General features: G+C 70.0%; 20 protein-coding genes and 1 pseudogene. 10 read left to right on the forward strand and 11 right to left on the reverse strand.

The genetic code is table 11. The features are described 5' to 3' along the window. The first annotated feature begins 318 nt into the window (after positions 1-318). The 4 genes from IEZ21_RS44170 (at position 319) to IEZ21_RS44185 (ending at position 6246) form a co-directional block, all read left to right on the forward strand. Positions 319-1275 (forward strand): AraC-like ligand-binding domain-containing protein, encoded by a 957-nt coding sequence (locus IEZ21_RS44170; RefSeq protein ID WP_189327449.1) that lies wholly within the window; start codon positions 319-321, stop codon positions 1273-1275. 261 nt (positions 1276-1536) lie between these two features. Continuing rightward, on the forward strand, positions 1537-3069 hold the full coding sequence (locus tag IEZ21_RS44175) for a GMC family oxidoreductase (RefSeq protein WP_189327450.1): 1533 nt from the start codon (positions 1537-1539) through the stop codon (positions 3067-3069). Beyond that, complete coding sequence (locus IEZ21_RS44180) at positions 3066-4502, forward strand: aldehyde dehydrogenase family protein (RefSeq protein ID WP_189327451.1); 1437 nt, start codon at positions 3066-3068, stop codon at positions 4500-4502. The genes IEZ21_RS44175 and IEZ21_RS44180 overlap by 4 nt, the downstream gene beginning before the upstream one ends. A gap of 229 nt (positions 4503-4731) precedes the next feature. Beyond that, positions 4732-6246 (forward strand): carboxylesterase/lipase family protein, encoded by a 1515-nt coding sequence (locus IEZ21_RS44185; protein ID WP_246568852.1) that lies wholly within the window; start codon positions 4732-4734, stop codon positions 6244-6246. 80 nt (positions 6247-6326) lie between these two features. On the opposite strand, the gene IEZ21_RS48225 is transcribed toward IEZ21_RS44185, so the two are convergent. Both IEZ21_RS48225 and IEZ21_RS48230 read right to left on the reverse strand, forming a co-directional pair. Continuing rightward, positions 6327-7127, reverse strand: a complete 801-nt coding sequence (locus IEZ21_RS48225) for a nuclear transport factor 2 family protein (protein ID WP_281399755.1) — start codon at positions 7125-7127, stop codon at positions 6327-6329. Next, positions 7113-8051: pseudogene (locus IEZ21_RS48230) on the reverse strand (NADP-dependent oxidoreductase); the annotation flags it as partial. The gene IEZ21_RS48225 and the pseudogene IEZ21_RS48230, both read right to left, overlap by 15 nt. Before the next feature lie 235 nt (positions 8052-8286). Between IEZ21_RS48230 and IEZ21_RS44200 the strand changes: the two are divergent. Continuing rightward, positions 8287-9246 (forward strand): GlxA family transcriptional regulator, encoded by a 960-nt coding sequence (locus IEZ21_RS44200; protein WP_189327453.1) that lies wholly within the window; start codon positions 8287-8289, stop codon positions 9244-9246. A gap of 82 nt (positions 9247-9328) precedes the next feature. Here the strand turns inward: IEZ21_RS44200 and IEZ21_RS44205 are convergent, their stop codons facing one another. Next, positions 9329-12106: an ATP-binding protein gene (locus IEZ21_RS44205; protein ID WP_189327454.1), complete on the reverse strand. Its 2778-nt coding sequence runs from the start codon at positions 12104-12106 to the stop codon at positions 9329-9331. Positions 12107-12283: 177 nt separating this feature from the next. Continuing rightward, complete coding sequence (locus IEZ21_RS44210) at positions 12284-13507, reverse strand: RNA-guided endonuclease InsQ/TnpB family protein (protein WP_189327455.1); 1224 nt, start codon at positions 13505-13507, stop codon at positions 12284-12286. Positions 13508-13532: 25 nt separating this feature from the next. Between IEZ21_RS44210 and tnpA the strand changes: the two genes are divergently transcribed. The 3 genes from tnpA to IEZ21_RS44225 all read left to right on the forward strand — a co-directional run bounded on the left by tnpA (position 13533) and on the right by IEZ21_RS44225 (position 15126). Beyond that, the gene (gene tnpA / locus IEZ21_RS44215) at positions 13533-13949 is read left to right on the forward strand and encodes an IS200/IS605 family transposase (protein ID WP_189327456.1); all 417 of its coding nucleotides are present in this window, start codon (positions 13533-13535) and stop codon (positions 13947-13949) included. Positions 13950-14068: 119 nt separating this feature from the next. Next, positions 14069-14383, forward strand: coding sequence for a hypothetical protein (locus IEZ21_RS44220; RefSeq protein WP_189327457.1), 315 nt, complete (start codon positions 14069-14071; stop codon positions 14381-14383). After that, on the forward strand, positions 14380-15126 hold the full coding sequence (locus IEZ21_RS44225) for a response regulator (protein ID WP_189327458.1): 747 nt from the start codon (positions 14380-14382) through the stop codon (positions 15124-15126). The genes IEZ21_RS44220 and IEZ21_RS44225 overlap by 4 nt, the downstream gene beginning before the upstream one ends. Before the next feature lie 98 nt (positions 15127-15224). On the opposite strand, the gene IEZ21_RS44230 is transcribed toward IEZ21_RS44225, so the two are convergent. The 4 genes from IEZ21_RS44230 to IEZ21_RS44245 form a co-directional block, all read right to left on the reverse strand. Next, positions 15225-15731, reverse strand: a complete 507-nt coding sequence (locus IEZ21_RS44230; protein ID WP_246568862.1) for a GtrA domain-containing protein — start codon at positions 15729-15731, stop codon at positions 15225-15227. 506 nt (positions 15732-16237) lie between these two features. Next, the gene (locus IEZ21_RS44235; protein ID WP_189327459.1) at positions 16238-16450 is read right to left on the reverse strand and encodes a hypothetical protein; all 213 of its coding nucleotides are present in this window, start codon (positions 16448-16450) and stop codon (positions 16238-16240) included. A gap of 308 nt (positions 16451-16758) precedes the next feature. Beyond that, the gene (locus IEZ21_RS44240; protein WP_189327460.1) at positions 16759-17349 is read right to left on the reverse strand and encodes a TetR/AcrR family transcriptional regulator; all 591 of its coding nucleotides are present in this window, start codon (positions 17347-17349) and stop codon (positions 16759-16761) included. 188 nt (positions 17350-17537) lie between these two features. Further along, the gene (locus tag IEZ21_RS44245) at positions 17538-18038 is read right to left on the reverse strand and encodes a PaaI family thioesterase (protein WP_189327461.1); all 501 of its coding nucleotides are present in this window, start codon (positions 18036-18038) and stop codon (positions 17538-17540) included. A 92-nt stretch (positions 18039-18130) separates the two neighbouring features. Between IEZ21_RS44245 and IEZ21_RS44250 the strand changes: the two genes are divergently transcribed. Together IEZ21_RS44250 and IEZ21_RS44255 are read left to right on the forward strand one after the other, a co-directional pair. Next, positions 18131-18598: a winged helix-turn-helix transcriptional regulator gene (locus tag IEZ21_RS44250; protein WP_189327462.1), complete on the forward strand. Its 468-nt coding sequence runs from the start codon at positions 18131-18133 to the stop codon at positions 18596-18598. Between the two features lie 502 nt (positions 18599-19100). Then, positions 19101-19277 carry a hypothetical protein gene (locus IEZ21_RS44255; RefSeq protein ID WP_189327463.1) on the forward strand — a complete coding sequence of 59 codons (177 nt, stop codon included), beginning with the start codon at positions 19101-19103 and terminating at the stop codon, positions 19275-19277. A gap of 75 nt (positions 19278-19352) precedes the next feature. Here the strand turns inward: IEZ21_RS44255 and IEZ21_RS44260 are convergent, their stop codons facing one another. The 3 genes from IEZ21_RS44260 to IEZ21_RS44270 all read right to left on the reverse strand — a co-directional run bounded on the left by IEZ21_RS44260 (position 19353) and on the right by IEZ21_RS44270 (position 22119). Further along, entirely contained in the window at positions 19353-19781 is a 429-nt protein-coding gene (locus IEZ21_RS44260; protein ID WP_189327464.1) for an ester cyclase, read from the reverse strand. Positions 19782-19934: 153 nt separating this feature from the next. Further along, positions 19935-20996 (reverse strand): alkene reductase, encoded by a 1062-nt coding sequence (locus IEZ21_RS44265; RefSeq protein ID WP_189327465.1) that lies wholly within the window; start codon positions 20994-20996, stop codon positions 19935-19937. A gap of 331 nt (positions 20997-21327) precedes the next feature. Beyond that, entirely contained in the window at positions 21328-22119 is a 792-nt protein-coding gene (locus IEZ21_RS44270) for an SDR family NAD(P)-dependent oxidoreductase (RefSeq protein WP_189327466.1), read from the reverse strand. Positions 22120-22348 lie beyond the last annotated feature (229 nt).

Here is a 22348-nt window from a genome sequence, read left to right on the forward strand (position 1 = left end):
GTCATCGAATCCTGGTACAAGGAAGCCACCCCGGTCCTCGACCTCGACGGGCGCCCGCAACCCGTGACCGACACCGTCCTCGACGAGTCCGCGGTTCAGGTGGGTGCGGACGGCCTCGGCTGATGCCACGGGCGGTGAGGGGTCCCGGAAGTGCTTCGCGCCCTTCCGGGCCCCCCTCACCGCACCCTCGACAGACACGGGATCTTCTCATTCATCCCATTCATTACACTCTGTAAAAACCGGATACGACAGTAGTATCCGGCGGCACGCCTACCTGCCGGCTTGCCGAAGGGCCCGCAGAGGAGACCCATGCCCTCGATGACGACTCCGTCGGACGACACCTCCGCAGGACGCTTCGAGTTCTGGCGGGAAGTGGTCGGCCAGAGTTTTGTGCCGCTGGAAGCGCTGCCGCGCGAGGTTCCCGACTTCCGCGCCTCCCTGCACACCGCCCAGCTCGGCGCGGTGCAGGTGTCTGTCATAGCCGCGGATCCGCACGGCGTCGCCCACACCCGTAGACACATCGCCTCCGACCCGGCCGATTTCGTCAAGGTGAGTCTTCAGCTGGCCGGGCAGTGCATGCTGACCCAGGCGGACCGCCAGGCCCTGCTCAAGCCGGGCGAGCTGGCCATCTACGACACCCGGCACCCGTACACACTCGACTTCGACCAGCCGTACCGCACACTCGTGCTGATGTTCCCGCGGGTCATGCTCCGGCTGCCCGAGCGCGATCTGACCCGCATGATCGCCACTCCCGTGTCGTGCAGCGACGGACTGGGGCCCGTGGTGCACCCGTTCCTGCGCGGACTGGCCGGGCAGGTGCGGCAACTGGACGCTCTCGGCACGCAGCGGCTCGCGGACAGCACGGTCGACCTGGTCGGCGCGATGCTCTCGGACCGGTGCGCCGTGCACGTGACGCAGCAGGACGACGGCCGGGAGCTGCTGGCCCAGCGGATCCTCACGTACATGGAGCAGCGGCTCTCCGACCCGGGGCTCGGCCCCGACCGGATCGCGGCCGCCCACCACATCTCGCGGCGCTTCCTCTACAAGCTGCTGGCCGAGCGGGGATACACGGTCTCGGGCTGGCTCCGGGAGCGTCGCCTCGCCGAGTGCCTGCGCGACCTCGCGGACCCCGCGCTCGCCCATATGCCCGTCGCCACCGTCGGAAGCCGCTGGGGCTTTCCGGACCCGGCCCACTTCAGCCACGCCTTCAGGAGCGCCTACGGCATGAGCCCGTCGGAGGCACGCGGGGCCGGGCGCACGGCGCTGGGCGCGTAAGCGCTCCGCTGGTGGCGCAGTGATTCACCTGCGGGCCGGTGGGGGCTGGTCGCGCCCGCGCGGCGGAGCCGCAAATCGATACAGCCCCGCGCCCCTATCGGGGCCTGCGGCCCCTCAAGCGGGCGCGGCACCGCCACCAGACTTCACCAAGGCCGCTTAGTACGTCCCGAACACGGCGGATCTGCCGTTCGTGCCCGCCTCCACAAGACACCGTGCACCGCCGCACAAGCCGGTGGCCCGTCCGCCTGTGACTCTCCCGTCATGCGAGCAACACACACCGTTTACGACCACATCGTGGTGGGCGCCGGGTCCGCGGGCTGTGCGCTCGCGCGCAGACTCGTGGACGCCGGCCGGACCGTACTGCTGATCGAGATGGGCGACCGGGACGACAACCCGGCCATCCACGACCCCGGGCGCCTGTGGGAACTGTGGAACTCCCCGCAGGACCACGCGTACACCACCGAACCCCAGCGGCACGCCTCCGGAACCCAGGTGTTCTGGCCGCGCGGCAAGGTCCTCGGCGGCTCCAGCGCCCTCAACGGCATGATCTACGTTCGCGGCAACCGGGCCGACTACGACAGCTGGGCCTACCAGGGAGCGGCGGGCTGGTCGTACGACGAGGTACTGCCGTACTTCAAACGCTCGGAGGACTTCGAGGACGGCGCGTCGTACTACCACGGGGCCGGCGGTCCGCTGCCCGTCAGCCGGAACCACTCCCCCAACCCGGTGACCACCGCCTTCATCGAGGCCTGCCAGGACTACGGACTCCCGTACAACGACGACTGCAACGCCGAGGACCAGCTCGGCGTGAACCTGATCCACCGCACCATCCGCGACGGCAGGCGCGTCAGCGCGTGGACCGCCTTCATGGAGCCGGTGCTCGACAGCGCGCTGCTGACAGTGATGACCGGCGCGGCGGTCACGCGCGTCCTGGTGGACGGTGGCCGGGCGCGGGGCGTCGAGCTGCTGCGCGAGGGCCGTACGACGGAGATCCGCTGCGAAGGGGACGTGATCCTGTCCGGCGGCACCATCGGATCGGTCCAGCTGCTCCTGCTCAGCGGGGTCGGGCCGGCGGACGAGCTGCGGGCCCTCGGGATCGGGGCGACCGCGGACCTGCCGGGGGTGGGCGCGAACCTGCACGACCACACCCTCGCTCCGGTGGTGTGGGAGTCGGCACGGCCGGTGCCGCAGGGTACGGCCAACAAGCTGGAGGCCCACTACTTCGCCAAGTCCGACCCGGCGCTGGCCGTGCCGGACCTGCAGCCGCTGATGTCCCACCTGCCACTGCCGGTGCCCGACATGAACGTTCCGGAAGAGGGCCACGGCTTCTCGGTCCTCGCCGGGACGATCCGTCCGCTCAGCCGGGGCCGCCTGTGGCTGCGCTCGGCCGACCCCACCCAGGCTCCTGCCCTGGACCCCGGCTACTTCTCCGAGCCCTCGGACCTCGCGGCCATGGTGCGGGCCGTGCAGCAGGTGCGGGAGATCGGCGAGGAGAAGTCGCTGGGCGACTGGCGAGCCCGCGAGGTCGCACCCGGACCGTACGTGCGTACGGACGCGGAGGTCGCCGCGTACATCAAGCGGACCCTCCTCAGCTATCACCACCAGGTGGGCACCTGCCGTATGGGCATCGACCGCATGGCGGTCGTCGATCCGCAGCTGCGCGTACACGGCGTGGCCGGGCTGCGCGTCGCGGACGCCTCCGTCATGCCCTCCGTCACCTCCGGCAACACCCACGCACCCGCCGTCATGATCGGCGAGCGCTGCGCCGACCTCATCCTTGGAGCACAGCTGTGACCAATACCCTTTTCATCGGTGGCGAGTGGCAGGCCGCGGCCTCCGGAGCGGAGTTCGAGACCCTGGACCCGGCGACGGGGCAACCCCACGCCCAGGTGTCCCTGGCGGGGACCGCGGACGCCGACGCGGCCGTACGGGCCGCCCGCGCCGCCCTCGAGAACCCGGAGTGGGCGGGACTCACCCCGGCCCAACGCGCCCGGATCCTGTGGCGCATCGGCGACCTCATCGAAGAAAACGCCGAGGAACTGGCCGAGTTGGAGACGCGCGACCAAGGCCAGCCGCTCGGCGTCTCCATGGCGGTCAGCGTCGCCACCGCTGCCGAGCACTTCCGCCACTACGCCGGCTGGGTCACCAAGATCTACGGCGAGACGGCGCCGCTGTCCATCCCCGGCGTGCTGCAGTACACCAAGCGCGAGCCGGTGGGAGTGTGCGCGCTGATCACCCCGTGGAACTTCCCTCTCATGATCGCGAGTTGGAAGATCGCACCGGCCCTTGCCTGCGGGAACACCGTGATCGTCAAACCCGCGGAACAGACCCCGATGACCACGGTGCGGCTCGTCGAGTTGTGCCGGGCGGCCGGTGTGCCGGACGGCGTCGTCAACCTGCTGACCGGTGGTCCCGAGGCCGGCCGGGCCCTCGTCGAGCACCCCGGCGTGGACAAGGTCTCCTTCACCGGTTCGACCGAGACCGGCAGGGACATCGTCCGGGCTTCCGCGGGCAACCTCAAGCGTGTCTCGCTCGAACTCGGCGGCAAGGCACCGAGTCTCGTACTGCCCGGCGCCGACCTGGACGCGGCCGTGGCGGGCTGTCTTCAGGGCGCGCTCCTCAACAGCGGCCAGGTGTGCGCCGCCTACACAAGGCTCCTCGTCCACCGCTCCCTCGCCGACGAGTTCGCCGAGCGCTGTGCCAAGGCCGTCAGCGGGATGCGACTCGGCGCGGGCAGCGCGCCCGACACCGAGCTCGGCCCCCTGGTCACCGGCGAACACCGTGACCACGTCCACGCACTGGTGCGCAGCGGGGTCAAAGAAGGCGCCCAGCTGCTCGCAGGCGGGGCCCCCGTCGACGACCTGCCGGGCTTCTTCTACCAGCCGACCGTGTTCACGGGTGTACGGGACGACATGCGCATCGCCCGCGAGGAGATCTTCGGCCCGGTGCTGTCCGTCCTGCCGTACGACGACGAGGACGAGGCCGTCGCCCGCGCCAACGACACCGAGTACGGCCTGGCGGCGGCCGTATGGACCCGCGACGTGGGCGCGGCGCACCGCGTGGCGGGCTCCATCCGGGCGGGCACGGTGTTCATCAACATGCCCAACCCCGTGGACGCCTCCGCCCCCTGGGGCGGGTTCAAGGCCAGCGGCTGGGGCCGGGAGATGGGCACGGGAGCCATCGATGCGTACACGGAGGTCAAGAGCGTGTGGACCTCGCTCGCCTGAGGTGCCCGCCCGTCGCGGACAGGCGGCCCCCGCGGGTTCGGACCGCACGATCCTGAAAATGATGTGCGGCCGTTCCGCCCGTCCGTCCGCCCGGACGAGGATCTCGTCGTCGCCCCGGCTCCACGATCGAACCCGCGCGGCCGTCCGGGACCCCGAAGGACCACGCAGCCGACGCGTGGTCCTCGTACAGCGGCCGCACGGCGGTCGGTAGAGCTCAATGAGGAGTGTCGTGACCACAGAACCGATTCCCGACGTCGCCACCGTGGGGGGTGTCGTGCGCGGCCGCCATGAGGACGGTCTCGCGGTCTTCCAGGGCATCCCGTTCGCCGAACCCCCGGTGGGGAGCTTGCGTTTCGCCGCGCCGCGGCCGGTGCGTCGATGGGAGGGCACGCGTGAGACGTTCGTGTTCGGTCCCCCGCCACCGCAGGAGCCGTTGAGCCCTGCCATACCCTCTCCCATGGCCGGAGGAGAGGACTGGCTCACCGTCAATGTCTGGACACCGGATCCGGACCCGGCGACGAGGCGCCCGGTGATGGTGTGGATCTACGGCGGGGCCTACAAGTTCGGTTCCGTCGACGACCCCGCCTACGATGCCGGCAGGCTGGCCCGTGACGGGAATCTCGTCGTGGTGACCTTCAACCACCGAGTCGGCATGGAGGGGTTCGCCCGCATCGAGGGAGCGCCGGCGAACCGCGGACTGCTCGACCAGGTCGCGGCCCTGACGTGGGTGCGGGAGAACATCACCGCCTTCGGCGGCGACCCCGGCCAGGTCACCGTGTTCGGCGAATCAGCCGGCGCCGGGTCCGTCGCCGCGCTGCTGGCGATGCCGAGCGCACGAGGCCTGTTCCGGCGGGCCATCGCACAGAGCGTGTGCGGCACCTTCTTCTCCGACGAGCTGGCCACCGACATCGCCACCGCCCTGGCGGGCGAGCTCGGGCTGCGGCCCACGGTGAGCGACCTCTCGGCGGTGGATCCGCACAAACTCCCAGGGGCGGGGGCTGCCCTCGGCACCTCGATGAGTCAGTACGCGGACCGCTGGGGACCGATCGCCCACACGTCGACGGCCTACTCCCCCGTGGTCGACGGCGAGGTCCTGCCGACCGTACCGTGGCAGGCGCTCGCCGACGGCGCCGCACGCGAGGTGGAGCTGATCATCGGCCACAACCGGGACGAGTACCGGTTGTTCATGGCACTGGGCGGGCTCTTCGGTCAGGTCGACGAGGAAATGGCGGCCGCAGCGCTGCATACGTTCGGGCCGGGCGCGGACCCCGGGCACGCCTACCGCACCGCCTTCCCCGATGCTCCGGCGGAGCGCCTCTTCGAGCTCGTCCAGTCCGACTGGCTCTTCCGCATGCCCTCACTGCACCTCGCGGAAGCCCAGGTGGCGGGAGGCGGCCGGGCCCACCTCTACGAACTCACCTGGGCCGCACCGGCGAACGGCGGCGCCTTGGGCGCCTGCCACGCGCTGGACATCCCGCTCGTCTTCGGTACGTTCGGCGGCCTCGGCGGAGAACTGATCGGCCCCGCGCACCTCGACGAGGCCGATGCCCTTTCCGGTCTGGTCCGCGCCGCCTGGACCTCCTTCGCGACCACCGGCGATCCGGGCTGGCCCGCCTACGACACCGAGCACCGCCCGACGCGCATCCTCGACACGGAGCCGATGACCACCACCTACCCGGAGGAAGCCTCGCGCCGCCTCTGGCAGGACCACGTGTTCAACGCGCTTCCGCTGATCACCTCATAGCCCTGACCGACTCCTCCCTGCCGTTGGGCGAGGCAGGCGCCGGCCAGGGGCGTAGCGCGACCGCTACGCCCCGGCGGCCGTCAGAACATCGTGTTGTCGTTGGCGGAGGTCTCCGGCACGTCCTGCACGGCGTCCCAGTGCTCGACGATCTTTCCGTCCCTGACCCGGAAGAGGTCGAGGACCGCCCGGCCGCGCTCGCCCGGGGTCTCGACGTAGTGGCTGTGGACGGCCACCAGGTCACCCTCGGCGATGATCCTCTTCGGCTCCACGCTCAGCTGCGGGAACTGCTCGATGTACGCGCCCAGTCCGGCCTTCACGCCGGCCACGCCGTCGGGGATGTTCGGGTTGTGCTGACGGTACTCGGCGCCGATGTAGGTATCGATGGCGGACAGGTCCTTGCGGACCAGGAACTGGTCGACGAACGCGGTGACCAGCTTCTTGTTGTACGCGGTGAACCACCGCTGCTCCGGCGCGTCGGCCTGCGGCCGGCTGAGGGTGGAGAACATGTCGTTGCCGTTGGCCGTGGTCGCCGGCACCTCCTGGAGGATGTCCCAGTGCTCGGCGATCTTCCCGTCCTGGAAGCGGAAGATGTCGAAGGCGGCGATCCCGCGGGTACCAGGAGCCGGGACGACGTTGGAGTGCAGGAGCACCAGGTCGCCCTCGGAGATGACCCGCTTGATGTCGTACTTGGCGTCCGGGTACTGCTGGCGCCAGGCGGCACCGAACGCCTTGAGGGCCTCGGGGCCGTCGGGGGCGAGCGGGTTGTGCTGGATGTAGTCCGGCCGTACGTGGCGGTCGATGACGGTCGTGTCGCCCCCGTCGAAGACGGTCATGAGGGATTGGGCGATCTGCTTCTTCACCGCCCCCTCCACGGTCAGCACGATCTTGCCGGTGGTGCGGCCGGTCTCACCGAGGGTGTGGGCCTTGGCGGCCTCGGCGAGCGGGAAGGTGGCCTCGATGTGGGCGCGCAGGGCGCCGGTTTCGACCAGGTCGGCGATGGCCTGCATGCCGGCGCGGTCGGCCTCGACGAGGAGGGACTCGTAGCGGATGCCCCGCTCGGCGATGTCCGCCAGCTCGTCGGCGTCGATGGGTACCGGAAGGATCGAGACGAGGGTGCCGCCCGGGCGCAGCACGGCGAGCGAGCGGGCGCGGGCGGCGGTGTCCCGCGAGACCGGGTCGAGGACCACGTCGATGTCCTTGACGGCCTCGGCGATGTCGACCGTGTGGTAGTCGATGGCCTCGTCCACACCCAGGGAACGCAGGAAGTCGTGCTTGGCGGCGCTGGCGGTGCCGATGACGTACGCGCCGCGGGACTTGGCGATCTGGACGGCGAGATGGCCGACGCCGCCGGCCGCCGCGTGGATGAAGACGCGCTGCCCTGGCTGGACATCGGCCGTGTCGACGAGTGCCTGGTAGGCGGTCAGGGCGGCGAGCGGCAGGGCGCCGGCCTGGACGTGGTCGATGCCGACGGGCTTGTGGACGAAGGAGCGGGCGGGGGCGGTCACGTACTCGGCGTGGGCGCCGACCCCGTGCGGGTAGGGCAGCATGCCGAAGACCTCGTCGCCCGGCTTGAACAGGGTGACGCCGATGCCGACGGCCTCGACGACGCCGGAGACGTCCCAGCCCAGGATGAGGGGCAGGCCGCCCGCGGTCATGGGCTGGGCGCGGTTCCACCAGTCGGTGGGGTTGACGCCGGCCGCTTGGACGGCGATCAGGATCTCACTCAACCCCGGCTCGGGCCGGGGCAGTTCGACCTCCTTGAGTACCTCGGGGGAACCGTGGGTGTCCTGGCGGATGGCGCGCATGGTGGCGGTATCGGGGTTCGTCATGCGTCCAGCGTCGCGGTCTGCCACTCCCGGGCGCCATGGCATGAATGCCAACTTTCAACGGGATCACGCCATGGCGTATGTTCGTCGATTCATCGCGTCGGCCGCACCCGGGCTCGCCGCGCTGGAGGGAGCCGACGCGTGATGCGTCCAGCGCGCTGCTGCCACCGTCCGATACCGTGGCATGAATTCCAATTTTCGACGGGATCACGCCATGGCACCCATTCACCGAGTCGTCGTCCTGGCCGTAGACGGCGTGTACCCCTTCGAGCTGGGCATTCCCAGCCGGGTCTTCGAGGCGGCGGACGGCCGCTACGAGGTCCTCACCTGCAGCGTCGACGGCCGCCCGGTCCGCACCAACTCCGACTTCTCGATCACCGTCGAGCACGGCCCGGAGGCGCTGCGCACCGCCGACACCGTCGTCATCCCGCCCTTCACCACCACCGCCGTCACGATGGAAGTGCCACGGGCCATGACCCAGGCGCTTGCGTGCGTGGCTCCGGGCGCCCGCCTCGTATCGATCTGCACCGGCGCCTTCGTCCTCGCCGCAGCCGGTCTCCTCGACGGACGGCCGGCCACCACCCACTGGATGGTCGCGGACCTCTTCCGCACATGGTTCCCCCAGGTCGCCCTGGATCCCGACGTCCTTTTCATCGACGACGGAGATGTGCTGACCTCGGCCGGTGCCGCCTCCGGGCTCGACGTCTGCCTGCACCTCATCCGCAAGGACCACGGCAGTGAGGTCGCCAACCAGGTGGCCCGCAGGTGCATCGTCCCCCCGTGGCGCGACGGAGGACAGGCGCAGTACATCCAGCACCCGGTGCCCGAGGCCACGGCCAGCGGAACGGCCACCGCCCGTCAGTGGGCGCTGGAGAACCTCCACGAGCCGATGACCCTGACGGACCTCGCCGAGCACTCCCACATGAGCCTGCGCACCTTCGCCCGCCGCTTCACCGAAGAGGTGGGCATGAGCCCGGGACGCTGGCTGATCCAGCAGCGCGTCGACCGGGCACGACACCTCCTGGAAACCACCGACCTGCCGGTGGACGAGATCGCCGGCCAAGTCGGCTTCGCCGGCGGCACCTCGCTACGAGAACACCTGCACACCGCCATCGGCGTCTCACCCCTCGCCTACCGGCGCACCTTCCGGGGCGCCCTGTCGCCCACGCACTGAGCAGCCGACCATCCCGTCCAAGTACACCCGGTCAAGAATCCGGGCATCGGCGAGCCCCCGGGCAGCCCCGGGATACCGCCGGTCACCCCATAAAACGCAGCCCGTCCTCGAAGTCGACGCGCGCGAGGTCGGCGCGCGAGACGACACCGAGCTTGGGGAACACGTTGGCCAGGTGATGAGCCACCGTACGAGGACTGATCAGCAGCTGTGCCCCGATCTCCCGGTTGGTGAGTCCCTCCGCGGCCAGCCGTACGACTCTCAACTCCTGCGCGGTGAGGGTCGTCGGGGTGTCCCGTGCCCGTGCCCGCGCGGAGTCCCGGCGCGGTTGCTGCCCGGTCAGCTCCTGTTCGGCCCGGGTACGGGCGAGCAAGGGAGCCGCGTCCAGTCGCCGGAAGGTCTCCGCGGCTTCGGCCAGCTGCACTCGGGCGTCGGTACGGCGGCGGGACCGCCGCAGCCACTCGCCGTACAGCAGGCGCGTGCGGGCGTAGGCGAAGGGCCGCGACCGGGCTCCGGGAACCTCCAGCGCGAGCCGGAACTGCTTCTCCGCATCCGCTCCGGACGCCAGCAGGGCATGGACCAGGTGCGTCGCGGAGATCGCCCACGCCGCCTCGGTCCGTTCGGCCCACCGCCGCAGCAACCGCGCCTGTTCCTCGGCCGTCGCCCGCTGCCCGGCTTGGAGGGCGGCCTCGGCGGTGTCCGGAGCGGCGAGCAGCGCGACAGTGGCGTTCGCCGCGTGGTGCCCGTCCTCGCCCAGCCGGACCAGGCGGTCCAGCGCCTCCTCGGCCCGGCCGGCGAAGAGCGCCGACATACCGAGGTTCCACTCCGCGCAGGCGCTGAAGACGCGCACCCCACGCGGCACCCAAAGCTCGATGGTCCGGTCGGCGACGTCCCTGACGGTCCGCTCATCGCCTCGCGCGGCTGCCAGCCATCCGAGACCGGTGTGGCACTGCCCCGCCAAGTGGTCGTCGCCGATCCCCTGAGCCACCTGGAGCCCTTCAAGGGCGTTCGCCGTGGCCAAGGTCCAGGAGCCTTGCGCGATGTCGGGCGCCACGGTCTGGGCCAGCGCCTGGGTCAGGGCAGTGACCTGGTCCGTGTGCCGCAGCGTGTCGATTTCACGGCGGAGCGCCTCCTGCAGGGCGGACTCGATGCCCCAGGCCACCGCCAGCGGTGCCGGTGGCATCAGGAGCCAGGAACTGCCGCTGAGCCGGGTGAGGATCTCAGCGATGGGGGCCACGGCCTGGTCGCGGTCATCGGCGCCGCCACCCCGTTCCTCCGTCCACCATGCGCGCAGCAACGGCAGCAGATCGGCGTTCGGGAAGTTCCCCTGCGGGAGCCGCCGCTCGAGTCGCTGGAGCGCCTCGCGCTGAAGTGCGCCATGACTGGCCGCCCACGCCGCCCGCAGTGCCATGCTGCCGAGCCCGAACGCCTGCCCCGGATCGGCCACCCGCTCCATGTCCCGGGTCAGCTGACGGCAGGCGACTTCCAGATTGCCGTGCGCGAACTCGATCAGCCCGCGCAGCCCCTCGCTGAGCTCCGCGACCGTGGCTGCGGAGGAAATCCTTTCGGCCCGCTCCAGCATTCCGCGCGCCACGTCGACGTGGCCGGCCTCCCAGGCCGCCCTCGCTCCGAGAGCCAGCCGTCTGGCCGCGTCGTCCGTCGAGGGGGACAGCTTCGCCGCACGCTGCAGGGCACGGGCCGCCGTGGCACAGCCGCCGCGCGCCCAGGACCGGTGGGCCGACTCCTCCAGCAGCCGGGCCACCTCCTCGTCGGGCCGGCCCACGGCCTCCAAAGCCGCGGCGAGGTGCCAGGGGCGCAGCTCGTCGGCGTTCTCACCGGTCAGTACGGAGGCGAGCGCGCGATGAACGGCCTGCCGGTTCGCGGGCGGCGCCTCCTCGTAGACCACTGCCGCCATCAGCTGGTGGCGGAAACAGATCCGCCCGTCCGAGCGCATGGTGAGCAGGCCCGAGTGCAGCGCTTCGTCCCAGGCGGCCGCGTCGAGGCCGAGCACGCCACCGGCCTGGCGCACGGTGTTGCGATCGCTGCGGTCATCGGCGGCGGCGAGCAGGAGCGCGGTACGGGCGGGCGCGGGCAGCCTCTCGATGCGGGCGCGGAAGGCGCGGCGCAGGCGGGGCCCGACAGCGATCTGCTCATCGGTGAGAGGGTGCGTCGAGAGGTCGCCGGCCGCCATGGACGTGGGCAGTTCCTGGAGTGCGAGGGGATTTCCGGCTGCCGCGCGGATCGTGCGGCGGATCACTGACTCGTCCGCGTGCGGAGCGACGGCACGGGCGAGGAGCCGGGCATCCTCGTCGCCCAGCTCCCGGACCTCCATGGCCGCCAGTTTCTCCCAGGGGCCGTCGACGGGGTCGTCGTGTCCGGTGAGGAGCATGACCACGGGCTCGTTGCGCAGGCGGCGCGCGACGAAGGCCAGGCACTGGGCGGACGGCTCGTCCAGCCAGTGGGCGTCGTCGGCGATGATCAGCACCGGCCGCTCGTCGGCCAGCTCGCCGACGAGCGTCAGTACGGCCACGCCGATCAGAAACCGGTCCGCCACGTCGTTGCTGGTACCGAGCGCCCCGTTCAAGGCGTTGGCCTGCGGCTCCGGGAGCGTACTGATCCGCTCCTTCACCGGCCACAGCAGTTCGTGCAGTGCGGCGAACGTCAGCCCCGACTCCAGGCGAGTGCCCCCGCATCGCAAGACGGTGAAGTCCGCAGCCGCGGACTCGGCCACGTAGTCGAGCAGGGCGGTCTTGCCGATACCGGGGTCGCCCCACAGCACCCGCGTTGCCCCGTCGCCTTGCCGAGCACCGTCAAGGATCCGGTCAAGGACTGCCTGCTCCGGGCGCCGTCCGTAAAGGTCCATTTGCTTGAAAGCTTAATGGGCTGCGATCGCCCGGAGCCACTGCAGGCAACCGCGTCCAACCAGATTTGGCAGTTCCATGACCGATACGGTGACGGATCCGCTGCCATCCCCTCATCATTGACTTGCTCCTCGGGCTGAAGCCCGAGGATTCTGGCCTTCTCGTCCGTTGCTGTGCCGCTACACGGCACAGTCTTCCGACGGGAATCCGTGGCTTCCTGCTTCGTCGCGCTGTGCCAGGACGAGTCCCGGTCTTACCTGCGCTCCACAGGCTGTAACCGCCAGTCCGGCGGCCGTTCTCACGTTCTTCGCGGCATTGTGGTCCCGGTCGTGGACCGCACCACAGGCGGTACAGGTCCAGGTCCGGATGTGCAGCGGTTTGGGGCCGTCCTTGGCCCCGCACTCCGAGCAGACCTGGCTGGTCGGTGTGAACCGGCCGATCTTCACCAGGGTGCGCCCGTACCTGGCGGCTTTGTACTCCAGCAGGTGCACGAAATGCGCCCAGCCCGCGTCATGCACACTCTTCGCCAGCCTGGTGCGCGCCAGTCCTTTGACCGCCAGGTCCTCCACACCGATCGCTTGGTTGTCACGGATCAGCTGGGTGGAGAGCTGGTGGTGGAACTCCCGGCGGGCGTCGGCCACTTGTGCGTGGGCGCGGGCGACCTTGAGGCGGGCCTTCTCGCGGTTGTTCGATCCCTTCTGTTTGCGGGACAGCTCCCGCTGGGCTTTTTTGAGTTTCTTCTCCGCGCGGCGCAGGAACCGCGGGGAGTCGATCTTCGTGCCGTCGGAGAGGACGGCGAAGTGGGTCAGGCCCAGGTCGATGCCGATCGTGTGGTCGGTGTCGGGCATGCGGGTGGCGTCGGCGGCCGGGTCGGTGTCGATGACGAAGGAGGCGAAGTACCGCCCGGCCGCGTCCTTGATCACGGTGACCGAGGAGGGCTGTTGGGGCAGGGTGCGAGACCATTTCACCTTCACCGCGCCGACCTTCGGGAGGTTCAGCCGCCCGGACTCGGTGACCGACCAGCGGGCATTGGCCGTGAAGCGGATCGACTGTCGGGTGTCCTTGCGGGACTTGAACCGGGGCGCACCCGTCTTCGCGCCTTGGCGTTCACCCTTGAGGGAGGCGAAGAAGTTCCTGTAGGCCGCCTCCATATCGCGCAGGGACTGCTGGAGCACGACGGTGGACACCTCGCCCAGCCAGCACCGCTCGGCGGTCTGTTTCGCCTGGGTGATCAGCTGCTTCGACAGGTGCCCGGCGGTGGGGAACGCCTCACCCGCCTTCCGGGCGTCCTCACGGGCGCGCACCGCGTCGTTGAACACGACGCGGGCGCACCCGAACGCCTTGGCCAGTGCGATGCGCTGACCGGAATCCGGGTACAGCCTGAAGGCGTACCGAAGCTGCATGGCGGCCACGCTACACACTTGGGTTATGGGTGATATGCAGAAGATCAGAACTGGTCGGCACTGTGTTTTCGTGATGCATTTCCACTTGGTCTTCGTGACCAAGTTCCGGCACAAGGTGTTCACGGACGATCACCTGAGGCGGATGGAGGAGATCATGCGGTCAGTGTGCGCGGACTTCGAGTGCGAGCTGGTGGAGTTCAACGGCGAGAACAACCACGTCCACCTCCTGGTGAACTTCCCGCCCAAGGTCGCCGTCGCCAAGCTCGTCAACTCCCTCAAGGGAGTCTCTTCCCGCCGCCTGCGCCAGGAGTTCCCCGACCTGGTACGCCACTACTGGCGGGCCAACAAACTCTGGTCCGGCTCCTACTTCGCCAGCACCGTCGGCGGCGCCCCACTCTCCGTGATCAGGCAATACATCGAACAGCAGAACCGGCCCGTGTGAGAATCACCCGGCTCCGCCGGACAAGAATCCGCGACGCTCCGCGTCGCCACCATCAGATTCGCTTCACCACCGGACTGGAGCCCGATGCACTACGAATGAATCCCGGTAGCGTCGGAAACGTGATCAGCGCATTCGCGGAACTGCGCTACGCCGTCGGCCCGGCCACCGGAGGCATCAGCACGCTCCGCCATGTCGTTCCCGCCCTCGACGCGGTAGACGTCACCGCCGAGGACACCGGACCGTCGTGCACCCCACGAGTGGACGGCCATGACGGCGGCGACCAGAGGCCGGTCGGCATACGCGAGCGGGCCGCCCTCCGCCAAGGAGAGGCCACCGCGGGCCCCGACTCCCGCGGCGACCGGACCGTCCGTGCCCTTCTCGTCCCCACGTCCCCCACCACCCCCCACCACCGCTCACACGGAGACTTGACATGACCACCGTTCTCATCGTCGACGACCACGCCCTGCAGCGCTTCGGCTTCCGGATGCTTCTGGAACAGCACCCCGATCTGACCGTGGTGGGCGAGGCCGCTCACGGCGCCGAAGCGGTCCGCAAAGCAGTCGAACTGCGCCCCGACGTCGTACTCATGGACGTACGGATGCCCGGTATGGACGGCATCGAGGCCACCCGCCGCATCGTCGAGTCCGGAGGCCGCTCCCACGTCCTGGTCCTGACCACCTTCGACATCGACGAGCACGCGTACGACGCCCTGCGCGCCGGTGCCAGGGGTTTTCTGCTGAAGGACGCGCTGCCCGACGAACTCGTCGCCGGTATCCGGTCCGTGGCCGCCGGGGACGTGGTCATCGCCCCCGGCCTGACTCACGAGCTCATCGACGTCTTCCCCGGCCGGCGGCCCGGCCGCGCCCCCGGCCAAAACCGGCAGCTCGCCTTCCTGCCCCAGCGCGAACGCGAATCCCTGACCCAGCGCGAGCGCGAGGTGCTGACCGCCATTGCCTCCGGCTGGAGCAACCCCGAGATCGGCGAACGGCTGTCGCTGGCCGAATCCACCGTCAAGACCCACGTCAGCCGCTTCCTCGCCAAGATCGGCGCCCGCGACCGCGTCCAGGCCGTGATCTTCGCCTACGACACCGGACTGGTCAGGCCCACACGACCGGCACCGCCGCGCGTGGTCGGCGCCGGCCGCAGAGGTCCTGACGCTCTGCCCGCAGCCGGCTGAGGTCCCATCACGCGGGGACTGGCCGGCGGCGGCCTGTTCGGCATCGTCCACGCCCTGGTCCGCGGCAACGCCGAGGGAGACACTGTCGGACGGTTTACTCACAGTGCCGGTACCGGGAAGAGCGGGTACACCTTGGCGCCCGTTTCCCGTGCCGGCGCCGGGCTCATGGCCCGCACCGTGGTCCGGGTCCGGCCGCCGGCGAAGACGAACACACGCAGCACCAGGAAACGCCCGACACCGGCGAGCCCGGCGGCGGTGAGGTAGACGACCTGCTCGTAGAGCACTCCGGCCGACGGCTGCACGAGGTGCAGGACGAGCACCGCGGTGGAGGTCACCACATAGGCGGCCGTGGCCGACCCCGCGGACTGCCAGTGCTGGCGCCATCCGGCATGCCCTGCCCCGAAGGTGAAGCGTGCGTGGAGCTCCGTACTGAGGAGAGTCGAGGCAACGGTGATCAGCGCATTCGCCACAGCCCAGGGCATCAGTCCGGCGAGCCCGGCCACAGCGGTGCTGGACGCGACCCCGACGCCGCCGCCGAACAGGACGAACCGGGCGAAGGAGGCGAGTGGGCCGGGGGCGCCCGGGTTCCGTCGCACCGCGGCCATATCGGTGTCCGTCCGTTCCGCACCCCGCACCTCGTCCGCTGCCTCCGGCGTCGTCTTCGGCAAGACCAGCGACTTCATGGGAAGTCCCTTTCGACTGAGAGAGCTGCGGGGCCTCTTGGGCCGGCGGGCTCGCAGGACGCCGCGCCCGTACGTTCGTCGAGGCTTTTAGATTACGACCATACGACAATAAGCAGGAGGTAAGCCCACGGGCAAGGCCCTGACCAGGTTTGGGATTATGACCGTACTCACATGAGTGGCGAGGGGGCAGGCCTGCCGCCGAACCGGGGAGACTCCGTTACCGACCGCTGCACACAGCTGCCGCACACAATTCCGCCGGCAGCCGCCCGGTCGCGAAGGCGGGCCTGCCTCGGCGGTGCGCGGTGATCGGCCAGCCAGGTCCGGTCCGGTCCGGTCCGCAGTGACGGTGTCCGCAGCGGCGTCAGAGGCGGCGTCAGAGGCAAAAGCCCTGTTCTGACGCCGCCGCGCCAGGGCTCCGTACGGGCCTCCTACCTGCTCCCGGGCAGCACCTCGGACTCGGCCACGGCAACCCGGTCCGCCGCCGCTTCGGTGGCATGGTGCTGTGCCTCCTGGATGTGCCGCAGGCCGAACCAGGCGACCAGCGCCATCAGCGCGAAGGCCACCCCGGCGAAGCAGCCGATCGCACTCACTGGGGACCAGCCCCACTTGTGTCCCTGGGTGATCGACAGCAGAAGCAGCACGAGAGTCGCGGCAGCGCACGGAACGCGCGGCTCCCTGCGTTCGGCCAGGGCGAATCGATGCGTGCGTGCGGTGGTACGGCCGTCAGCCGAGGTCGCGGCCGCGACCTCGACTGGGAGCGCTGCCCGGTGCGAGCCGTGAAATGCCCGTCGCGGTTCAGGGCGCAGGGAACGGAAAGAGCATGCAGCTGCTGGCGGCGCAGGAGGTGATCCCCGGCGGCGTCGACTGCGTACCGGCTGGAGAGAACCTGCCGGCTTCGGACCGCTTCCCCGAGAGCCACGGCCTGGGGCTGGGGTTGGGGTTGGGTGCGTCAGACGCGCTGCCCGGTGTCCAGCAGGGCGAGGGCGTTGCTGATCCCCTGATCGAGGAGTTCTTTGGCGAGTTGACTGTCGGTCAAGGCGCGGGAAAGCTGCAGTGTCCCGGCCATCAGGCCGAGGAGGCTGAGCGCCTTCACACGTGCGGAGGACGGGGCCTCGGGCGCCATGCGGGCGGCAATGCCCTCGACGAGGACCAGCACGCCGTCGGTGTACGCCTGCCTGGTCGTGTCGGTGCAGCGCCCGATCTCGTCGAGCAGCGCGGCGTTGGGGCAGCCGTCGCCAAGGCTCTCGCGGTGCTGGGGCGACAGGTACCCACGCACGATCTGCTCGAGTCCGGCACGGCCAGGAGCAGCCCGCGCGACGACGTCCTCGGCCTGCACCTTCAACTGGTCGGCGATTGCCGTGGTGACGAGGTCGTCTTTGGATTCGAAGTGAGCGTAGAAGGCCCCATTGGTCAGCCCCGCGTCCTTCATGAGCGTCGAGACCCCGGAGCCGTCGATACCGTCCTGCTTGAGCCGGCGGCCCGCCGTCTCGATGATCCGCCGCCTCGTCTCCGACTTGTGCTCTTTTGCGTACCGCACCACAGCACACGCTCCTTCGCCGACCGGAAGGGCCGGTTGCCCTTCACCGACTTCGCCAGTCTATGGTATTGCGAACGTAATTCAAAAAATCGACGAGCCACCAAGGGGCAACGGGCCGCCGCCTGGCGGAATATCGATGCACTCCCTGCAGTCCCGGCTGCCCCCACACGCCGAGGGCCCTGCCTACGGAGTCACGCCCGAGGGGCGGGCACCGGGAAGAGCATGCAGCTGCTGGTGGCGTGGGCGAGCAGGCGGTCCTTCGCGTCGACCAACTGGGCCTGGGCGAGGGCGGTTTGGCGGCCCTTGCTGACGACCGTGCCGATGGCGCGCACCCGGCCGGTGTCCACGGTGATCGGTCGCAGGAACTTCACGGTCAGGTCGAGCGAGGTGTACGCCATGCCCTGCGGGAGGGTGGACTGGACGGCGCAGCCCGCCGCCGAGTCGAGCAGGGTGGCGAAGATGCCGCCGTGCACGCTGCCGATCGGGTTGTAGTGCTCCTCGCCCGGCGTCAGCGAGAAGACCGCCCTGCCGGGCTCCACCTCGTCCAGGGCGAAGTCGACGGTGTAGTTGATGGGCGGTCCCGGCAGCCGCCCCGCCTGCAGCTCGCGCAGGAAGTCGATGCCGGCCATGCGCCCGGCGGCTTCCGCCAGGAGCGCGGGATCTTCCCACTGATACGTACGTGTTCGTCCCACGACCAAGGCCTTCCCATCTGACTTTTATGAGCGAAGCTAGCTCTTTGCCCAGCTGACTGTCAACGGTGAAGTCAGGCCCGTACGATGGCGGGATGGAGTGGCTTGAGGCGAGCACGGAGAACTGCCCCGTCCAGCGCACGCTCGACGTGATCGGGGAGAAATGGACGCTGCTGATCCTGCGTGACGCCGTCAACGGGGTGCGCCGCTTCGACGACTTCCACCGCCACATCGGCCTGTCCGAAGCCGTCCTCAGCGACCGCCTCCGCAAGCTGACCTCGGCCGGCATCCTCAAGACCGTCCCCTACCAGGAGCCCGGCAGCCGCTCCCGCAACGAATACCGCCTGACCCACAAGGGCTGGGACCTGTGGCCCGTCCTGATGGCACTGAGCCAGTGGGGCGAGACGTACGCCCTCGGCCCCGAGGGCCCCGTACTGGACGTCCGCCACACCGACTGCGACGCTCCGGTCCGCGTCGTCGTCGAGTGCTCCGCGGAACACTCCGCCCTCACTCCCCGTGACGTCACCGCCCGGCCGGGAGCAGGCGCCCGCCTCCGGTCCTGAAGGTCGTGAGCCATCGGCCTCGCGGTCGCGGGCCAGACAGCGGTGAGACATCAGCTGAGTGCCGTGTGCTCCGCCGTCATTGCCCCTCAGTCGACGGGGAGGCTCGCCGGCTGGACTGCGAGCTTGGCGCCGGCCGCCCGCGGCGCTGAAGGGCGGAGCGTCGGGTGGGTACGTCCCCGACGGCTGCGGCGACGTCGCTGTCGTGTCGACCAGATGCGACGGATCCTTGGCCCGGACGGCGACCCGAGAGTCGGCGAGCTTGTTCGCGCGCGGCGGTGCGCGCGCGTAGCTGAAGCCGCCGTCGTGGTCGGCCGTCCCGACCCTCGCCTGCCGGACCGGGACGAGGGCGCGGGCGTCGCGGACCTGCGCGCCACCGCAGGCCATGTCGGCGTCCGTCCACCGTCCCGATCCGGCAGGCGCGTGGATCTTGCAACTGCCGTGCCCGGGGTCGCTTAGGCCAGATCTTCGTCTTCTCCCGGACCAACCGGCCTACCAGGAGATCATGGCGCTGTTCGCCGCGGCCGACGCGCCGCTGCGGGCGCGGCGGGTATGCGAGGCGATGGACCTGGAGATCGCGCCCAACAACATCAACAACACCCGCCTGAAGCTCAAGCGGCTGACCGAGCGCGGAATCGCGGTCGAGACCGAGCAGAGCTTGTGCACCCAGCCGCGGCCGTAGCCGCCCGGCGACGCCGCGGCCGGCCCGCCTGTCCCTTGCGAAGGGGTGAAACAGGCATCAACTCATGTAACCCTCTCAGGACTGCAGCTGGGCGAAGAGCGTCGCCAGGTCGATGAGGCCCCAGTGGTCGGTGAGCTTCCCGTCGGCCACCTTGAACATGCGGACCTCCAGTACCTTGATCGATCGGCCGGTGGCGGGAGTGCCGTTGAAGGACCCGGTGTTCGTGCCGGTGAGGATGAAGGTGATCGCGAACCAATCGTCCTCGGCGACGACACGGACCGGCGCGGCGGCGAAGTCGGGGACCGCGTCGAGGAACGACGCCAGCACCGCGCGGGTCTCCTCGAGGCCGGTGGCGGTGCCGTCGGCGGCGTGGTTGCGGAAGTCCGGCGCGTACAGGGCGAACAGGGCGTCGAGGTCACGCAGGTTGACGAGCTTGACGTACTCATCGGCAAGCCGGTGCAAGTCGGCGGTGGACGCTTGGGTTTCGACGTTCGAGGAAGACATGTGCTTCTCCAATGTGGATGGACGGAGCGGCTCCGCCCCGGTGATGGACAGCGGAATCGGGTCGAACAGGCGGGTTGGACGAGCAGGGTCTGGCGATGGCGCCGGGCAGCGGCTGCTTCTTCTCGCGGAGGCGAGGCGCCCGGCCGGGATTCGTCAGGCGGTGAGGGTGGGGTAGTCGGTGTAGCCAGCCTCGCCGCCGCCGTAGAAGGTGGCGGGGTCGGGGGTGTTCAGCGGAGCGCCGGTGCGTACGCGCTCGACGAGATCGGGGTTGGCGAGGGCCATCACGCCGACGGTGACGATGTCGGCCAGGCCGTCTTCGATGTCCTTCGCGCGGGTGGCGATGTCGGTGCCGGCCCGGTTGAGAACCAAGGTGTTCGGCCACAGCTTGCGGAGGGTGTGCAGGAGTTCGTCGTCGCCGCCGTGGCCGATGTGCAGGTAGGCGAGGTCGAGCGGGGCGAGGGCGCGCACGAGTGCCGGGTGCAGCTCGTGGGTGTCGCTCTCCTCGATGTCGTTGAACGGGTTGCCGGGAGAGATCCGGAAGCCGGTGCGGCCGGCGCCGATCTCGTCCGCCACCGCGGTGGCGACCTCCACCGCGAAGCGGATGCGGTTGTCGATGGAGCCGCCGTAGCGGTCGGTGCGCTGGTTGGTGTTGCCGGCGAGGAACTGGTGCACCAGGTAGCCGTTGGCGCCGTGGATCTCCACGCCGTCGGCGCCGGCCGCGACGGCGGCCGCTGCGGCGCGCCGGAAGTCCTCGACCGTCGCGGCGACCTCCTCGGTGGACAACTCGCGCGGTACCGGCATCTCCTGAGGGCCGGACGGGGTGAACATGGTGCCCGCCGGCTGGACCGGGGAGGGGGCGACCGGCTGCCGGTGGTGGGGGGTGTTGTCGGGGTGGGACATCCGTCCGACGTGCATGAGCTGGATGACGATGCGTCCGTCGACGCCGTGCACGGCGTCGGTGACCTTGCGCCAGCCGGCGATGTGCTCCTCGGAGTGGATGCCGGGGGTGAGGAGGTAGCCCTGGCCATCGGCGTTGGGCTGGGTGCCCTCGGTGATGATGAGGGCGTGCGAGGCGCGCTGGGCGTAGTACTCGGCGTTCAGCTCGGTGGGTATGCCTTCCGGGGTGGACCGGTCCCGCGTCATGGGGGCCATCGCAAGCCGGTGCGGCAGGGAGATCTCCCCGGCGACGATCGGGTTCCACAGGGCGTTCAACATGGATGTTTCCTCGAATAAGGGTGTGAGAGAGCTGCGGGGTGGCGGGCTGCCTGCCCCGTTGGTAGCGCGTAGGCGGTGACCGGCCGGGATGAGCCCGGTGGCCTTCCAGCGTGGAAGGCAGGCTGCGTGGAGGGGCGGTCGACGGTGCGGACGGGCTTGCAGCCGCGCACATGACCGCCGCCGATGCAGGCGGTGCCGGGCCCCGGCTGTTTGTACAGGGAGGACGCCGAGTGCGTCGATCTTCCCCCGCGCCGGAGGACGCATCGGTCGTGTGCAGCAGCGGTCGTGCCGTTGTCACAAAGGGACTCCGGCACCGGAGTGGGAGCGGCGGTCAGCCGCGGTAGCGATCGGCCGGGACCCGCTGCGACAGGTTCGGGACGAGCGTCTGACGTGCCTTCTCGAACGACTCCCAGTCGCTGATCTCCGGCAGTGACGGGATGGTGACGGGCTCCCCGGCGTCGAGTCCGGCGAGCGCCGCGTCGACGGCGTCGTCCGCGCTCATGATCCACTCGTCGGGGAACGCCGCGAGGTCGAGGCCGGAGCCGTCCCAGAACTCCGTGCGGACAGCGCCCGGCAGTACGGCCTGCACCGTGACGGGGCTCTCGGCGAGTTCCTGCTGCAGGGCCTGGGTGAACGTCAGTACGTAGCTCTTGGTGCCGCTGTAGACGGCGCTGACGGGCAGGATGTTGAGAGCCAGGGCGGAGGAGACGTTCACCACGGTGCCGTGCCCGCGGGCTGTCAGGCCCGGCAGGACCGCGGTGGTCAGCCTGGTCAGCGAGGTCACGTTGAGGTTGATCAGCGCCTCGGAGGCCGCCGCGTCGGAGGTCGTCAGCGGGGTGAACAGCGACCCGCCGGCGTTGTTGATCAGCACCGCGATGCTCTCGTCGGTCCGTAGACGCTCCTCGACCACGGAGATCTGCGCCGCATCGGTGAGGTCGGCGGTGACGACGTCCACTGCGCGGCCCGTGCGGCTGCGGATGTCCGACGCCAGCGCCTCCAGCCGCGCGGTGTTCCGGGCCACCAGGATCAGGTCGTAGCCCCGGTCGGCAAGCCGCTGTGCGTAGGCGGCACCCAGGCCGGCGGACGCGCCGGTGACGACGGCGGTCTTGTTCTGCGTGGTCATGGGATGGATCTCGTTTCTGGTCCGGCGAATGAGTAGGAGGCCGAAGCGTCGGCCTCGCTTTAGATTACGATAGCTATCTAAAATGATCCGGTCAACGACCCCACGACGCCGTCGGTCACCGCCCGCGGCCGGAGGCTGCTCGACGCACCCGCGGGGCTACAGGGTCGGCGGCCGATCAGGTTCGGACTCGCAACCGCACTCCGGAACGGATGCATCGCGCGCCCGGAAG

It is taken from the genome of Streptomyces flaveus (genome assembly GCF_014647675.1).
Taxonomy (GTDB): domain Bacteria; phylum Actinomycetota; class Actinomycetes; order Streptomycetales; family Streptomycetaceae; genus Streptomyces; species Streptomyces flaveus.